The 4,766-nt window shown below is 60.4% G+C and carries 5 protein-coding genes and 1 pseudogene; 2 read left to right on the forward strand and 4 right to left on the reverse strand.

Annotated features, from left to right (window positions below):
* Window positions 1–76 precede the first annotated feature (76 nt).
* Window positions 77–235: a ChaB family protein gene (locus tag WB528_RS10495; RefSeq protein ID WP_423888354.1), complete on the forward strand. Its 159-nt coding sequence runs from the start codon at window positions 77–79 to the stop codon at window positions 233–235.
* Here the strand turns inward: WB528_RS10495 and WB528_RS10500 are convergent.
* From WB528_RS10500 to WB528_RS10510, 3 genes are read right to left on the reverse strand one after another with little or no spacing between them, the layout of a single operon-like run.
* Window positions 189–851: a phosphoribosyltransferase gene (locus WB528_RS10500; RefSeq protein ID WP_423888355.1), complete on the reverse strand. Its 663-nt coding sequence runs from the start codon at window positions 849–851 to the stop codon at window positions 189–191. The two genes, WB528_RS10495 and WB528_RS10500, sit on opposite strands and share 47 nt — an antisense overlap.
* Window positions 851–1,615, reverse strand: a complete 765-nt coding sequence (locus tag WB528_RS10505; protein WP_423888351.1) for a dienelactone hydrolase family protein — start codon at window positions 1,613–1,615, stop codon at window positions 851–853. The genes WB528_RS10500 and WB528_RS10505 overlap by 1 nt, the downstream gene beginning before the upstream one ends.
* 38 nt (window positions 1,616–1,653) lie before the next feature.
* On the reverse strand, window positions 1,654–2,865 hold the full coding sequence (locus WB528_RS10510) for an OpgC family protein (RefSeq protein WP_423888352.1): 1,212 nt from the start codon (window positions 2,863–2,865) through the stop codon (window positions 1,654–1,656).
* A gap of 197 nt (window positions 2,866–3,062) precedes the next feature.
* Between WB528_RS10510 and WB528_RS10515 the strand changes: the two genes are divergently transcribed.
* Window positions 3,063–3,947: an alpha/beta hydrolase gene (locus WB528_RS10515; protein WP_423888353.1), complete on the forward strand. Its 885-nt coding sequence runs from the start codon at window positions 3,063–3,065 to the stop codon at window positions 3,945–3,947.
* Between the two features lie 171 nt (window positions 3,948–4,118).
* On the opposite strand, the pseudogene WB528_RS10520 reads toward WB528_RS10515, so the two are convergent.
* A pseudogene (locus WB528_RS10520) lies at window positions 4,119–4,766 on the reverse strand (ATP-dependent zinc metalloprotease FtsH); the annotation flags it as partial.

Genomic DNA, 4,766 nt, shown 5'->3' on the forward strand with positions numbered 1-4,766 from the left:
GAAGAAGCGCTTTCAAAATTCGGGCATTCGCCAGAAGAAGTCGAAGCCGATATTTTTTGATAAGTACCGCACCAATATCAATCTTCCTGCGTCGGTCAGCGACCTCCTTCCGCCGCATGCGCAGGACGTCTATCGTGCCGCCTTCAATCACGTCTTCGCAGCCCATGCAAGACGTTCGCCAACCTGGATCAAGGGATTGAGGTCGGTCGCTTGGCCGGAAAGCGCTTCAGAATAGCCACGACTTCCTGATCGCTAACCTGCCGAAAGTCACGATAAAAATAGCCGATGGCCCCGAATAATTCCGGCGTCTCCAAGCAGATCAAGGCATCGACTTCCCTGCGCATTTGCGTGATCGTGTCGGGTGGCGCGACGGGAACGGCGAGCACCAGTTCTCTCGGTTTCCGGTTGCGGATCGCCTGCAATGCTGCCCTTGTTGTTGCACCGGTTGCGATGCCGTCGTCGATGACGATTACCACCTGCCCTGCGATCTCCGCCCGGGGGCGGTCTCCGAGGTAAAGTTGGCGCCGGCGTTCGATCTCCTCAAGTTCCCTTGCACATGCCGCGTCGAACTCGTCCGCCGTTGTGCCGGAAAGCTCAATCACCTCTTCATTGCGAACAACGATCGGCGCGGTTCCATCCACCACCGCTCCCATCGCGAGCTCCGGCTGGGTCGGCACTCCGATCTTGCGAACAAGGATCAAGTCGAGGGGAGCATCAAGCGCTGCAGCAACCTCCGCTGCTACAGGGACACCTCCGCGCGGCAAAGCAAGGACAACGGGGTGCCGGTGCTTATAGCTTGACAGCGCTTTGGCCAATCTGTGCCCAGCATCCGATCTATCCTGGAAATCCATCATTGATGTGCATCCGGCTTACGAGGATCCGCTTTCGTGGCGCTGGAATTTCCCGCCATCAGATGGCTTTCAAACCAATCGGCGGCGAGTTCAATGACGGCGTCCAACGCGCCTGTTTCTTCAAAGAGATGCGTGGCACCCGGAACGATTTGAATGCTCTTTTCGCCTCCGAGGTGCTCCAAGGCCTGTTGGTTGAGTTCGATCACACCGTAGTCCGCACCGCCGACGATCAGGAGTGTCGGGACCTTGACAAGCGGCAATATGGCGCCGGCAAGATCAGGTCGCCCGCCGCGGGAAACCACCGCGCCAATGCGATCACCGAGTCCGCTCGCCGTGACGAGAGCCGCGGCCGCGCCTGTACTCGCTCCGAACAATCCGATCGGCAGGAAATTAACGTCTGGCTCCTCGATCACCCGGCATACCGCTTGCTTCAACCGCTGGGCGAGCAGAGCGATGTCGAAAACATTCTGCCGATCCTCCTCTTCCTGAGGCAGCAGAAGGTCGAACAACAGCGTCGCGATCCCCCTGCGATTGAGCGCCTCCGCAACCCGGATATTGCGCGGGCTGAACTGGCTCGACCCGCTGCCGTGCGCGAAGATAACCAATGCCCGAGCTCCGTCCGGGCGGTTCAACGTGCCGGCCAGACCGCGTGGCGGTATCCAGACCTCTCGCGAAACCACCGCCGGGTTACGCTTACTGTCACGGCTGAACGCGGAGCTTTGTGGCATGGTTCGATCACCCAATTTTTTACAGGATACCTCCATATCGGGAACCGATCTTGATCAGCCTCAAAGAAGGCCGATCATCCGGCTAATTTAATCTTGCTCGGCGTGGCTCCTTCCGGCTCCGTTGATATTTTCGTCCTCGCAGCAGACGCTTCGGGTTCGACAACTTCGGCCACGATCCGGAACGAGACGCGCGTAGAGTTGTACCAGCTCAACAGCGCACTGACTGCAACCATCACCGCGATGCCGCTTGCCGCCACCAGGAAACGAATGACGGCGCTGCCGGGTGCCTCAATCGCTGCGACCTGTCCGGCGACGGCCAATGTCACGCCGAGGCAGAACACCTCCAGCGAATGCTGTCCGCAAAGAATGAGCGGCCGAAGAACCCGCCAAGCCAGCGGCGGCCAGTCACGCGGAACCAGCCGATCGGCGACGATCGCGAGCGCGAGAAAGTGCAAGAGGCGCAGAACGCCGAGATTGGTCTTGCCGAACGCGTAAAGCCCCCATTCCGGAACGAACGCGGCAAGGTTCAGACCATTCCAGGGGAGAAACCAGACGAAAACCGACACGGCATAGACAGCCGCGAAAGTAAGCACCAGGGGCGACCGCACCAGCGGCCAGACCCAGCCGGCGGCGCCCAGGCCGCACCAGGCGCCGAGCACGAACAAGAACTGCCACGCCAGCGGATTGAAGTACCAGTATCCGCCGGGAAAAGACGGGAAGTTGAGCCCGAACCAATTGGCGGCGGCATAAACGGTGGCGGCAAGCGCCAGCGCCAGCGCCGGCTTTTTCCGCAGCAACCAAACCACAGCCGGCGAGACCGCAAGCACCACGACATACAGCGGCAGCACGTTCATATTCACCGGCATGAACTTCAGCTGGATGAGCGCCAGGATGCTCTCCTCGGGCCGTTCATGCACCACATGGATGTTCGCGACGTGCTCGAGCACGGGCGAGCCTTGCGCCAGCCAGAACACCTCACCGATGAGAATCACGAACAGGAAAATCTGGGCGACGTAGGCCTCGAAGGCGCGCCGTACGATCTGCGCAGCGCCGGCCAGAAAACCGCGTTGCTCCATCACGCGCCCATAGACATAGGCGTTGGCATAGCCGGAGACGAAGATGAAAACCTCGGCTGGATCGCTGAAGCCGTAATTCCACGGTGTGATCCTGTTGAAGATGGTGCCGGGAATGTGGGCCAGGAATATGAGCCAGAGCGCAAATCCCCGATAGAGGTCGAGCCTGAAGTCGCGCGGTATCTCGACTGGATTCACCTTGACCCCGGGCACAGCAAACTATCCCGTCCGATTGATCGTCCGCCGGCCAGCGGTAACCGGCAGCGTGGCCTTGATCGCGCAAAACGAGGCGGCCCGCGTTGACAAAGGTCAATAATTTTACCGCTGGAACGCGCGCCGATTTACCATCGCTGCGCCTTGCTTCCCGCTCCGCCTGCAACCATCTATTCTGGTAATTTGGAGGGGATTTCATGCTTGCCATTTTGCGATTCACCTTGAAATTTTCGAAATGGGCCGGTGCCGCCACGGTGTTGGCTTACGTTGCCGTGTGCGTCGGTATGTATGCGATGCAGCGGTCGCTGGTATTTCCGAAGCTGGCGGACCACGTTACCGCCGCCGAGGCGGGTTTCCCCGAGGCGCAGGAAGTCGCGCTGCACACCTCCGACGGCGAGCGTCTGGTCGCCTGGTACGTGGCGCCCAAGCCCGACAAACCGCTTTTCATCTATTTCCATGGCAACGGCGACACCCTGAACTGGCGCGTCAGCCGGGACCGGATGCTCGTGGCCGACGGCAGCGGGCTGCTCGCGGTCTCATACCGGGGCTACGAAGGGTCGACCGGAAGCCCGTCCGAAGACGGCATGCATCTCGACGCCGCGGCGGCTTACGCATTCGCCGCCGATCATCAGATCAGGCCGGACCGCATCGTTCTATGGGGACATTCGCTCGGCACCGGCGTCGCCGTCTGGCTCGCAGCCGAACGCAAGATCAAGGCGCTGGTGTTGGAAGCACCCTACACTTCCGTCGCCGACGTCGCGGCCATGAATTACCCGCTCCTGCCGGTGCGGTGGTTGCTCAAGGATCAATTCCATTCGGATTGGCTCATCGAAAAGGTGACTGCGCCGGTGCTGATTTTCCACGGGGACAAGGACGACACGATCCCGATCTCGTTCGGGCAGCGCCTCTACAGCCTCATCAAGTCGCCAAAATGTTTCGTCCGTTTTCCGCTCGGCGGCCACGGCGACCTCGACGATGGCAGGATCCTCGCCAGCATTCGCGGCTTCATCACGAGATCGTGGACCCGCTCCGCCGAGTCGGCCAAGGCTGACGGATGCGAGCGCGGCAGTCTCGCGAGCTAGTGTCCCGATTCCGCAGTTCGCAACGTCCTCGATCGTCCAGGGAACGGTGGTGGCAAGGATGGCGCGCACTTGCCGGATCGGCGCCCAGAAAGAGAAGTTCGACCAGTTCCGCCAAGACCGCGACTAGTGCCGGAAAGTGGGCACTCGTGAGTCCAACTTACCTTGGACGTTTCAGATCAAGTAGCCGCTTTCAAGGCAAACCTTGCGCGAGGCAGCCTGCCGTAGGGGCTCAAACTCCTCCGCCGTCAGTGTCTCTTTTGCGATCAAAAGCTGGGCGCCGGTATCAAGATCGGTTCGGCGTTTTTCCAGGATCGCACGGGCGCATGCTCCACCTTCTTCGATCAGGTCGCGCACCGCCAAATCGATCTCCCGTCCGGTCGCCTCTGCCGCACTGACGATTGCGTCCTGCGCAGCCGCCAAGAAGGTCTGCGGCCGGGGCGCATAAGTCCGTTGCCCGACTTTTTCATCCATTCCGTATTTGGTGACCATCTCAATGGCAATTTCTGTCGCCCGCTGCAGATCGTCGGCAGCTCCCGTCGAGAAATCGCCGTCAAAGATCATCTTTTCAGAAGCCCGGCCTCCCATGAGCACGGCAATCCGATTTTTGAGCTCACTCGCCGTCAGCAGGAAGCGATCCTCGGTCGGCCGTTGCATCGTATAGCCCAGCGCGCCGACGCCGCGGGGAATGATAGATACTTTCTGGACGGGATCGACACCCGGCAGGCTTGCAGCAACCAGAGCATGGCCCATTTCGTGATAGGCAACCCGCAACCGCTCGTCTTTGCTCAGTACCCTGCTCTTCTTTTCGATTCCGGCAAC

This window comes from Bradyrhizobium sp. (genome assembly GCF_049586575.1).
Taxonomy (GTDB): Bacteria; Pseudomonadota; Alphaproteobacteria; order Rhizobiales; family Xanthobacteraceae; genus Bradyrhizobium.

What these genes read in the sequence shown, in the direction of transcription:
- WB528_RS10500 (WP_423888355.1), bottom strand. Translation starts at nt 851, where the DNA reads ATGGATTTCCAGGATAGATCGGATGCTGGGCACAGATTGGCCAAAGCG.
- WB528_RS10505 (WP_423888351.1), bottom strand. Translation starts at nt 1,615, where the DNA reads ATGGAGGTATCCTGTAAAAAATTGGGTGATCGAACCATGCCACAAAGC.
- WB528_RS10515 (WP_423888353.1), top strand. Translation starts at nt 3,063, where the DNA reads ATGCTTGCCATTTTGCGATTCACCTTGAAATTTTCGAAATGGGCCGGT.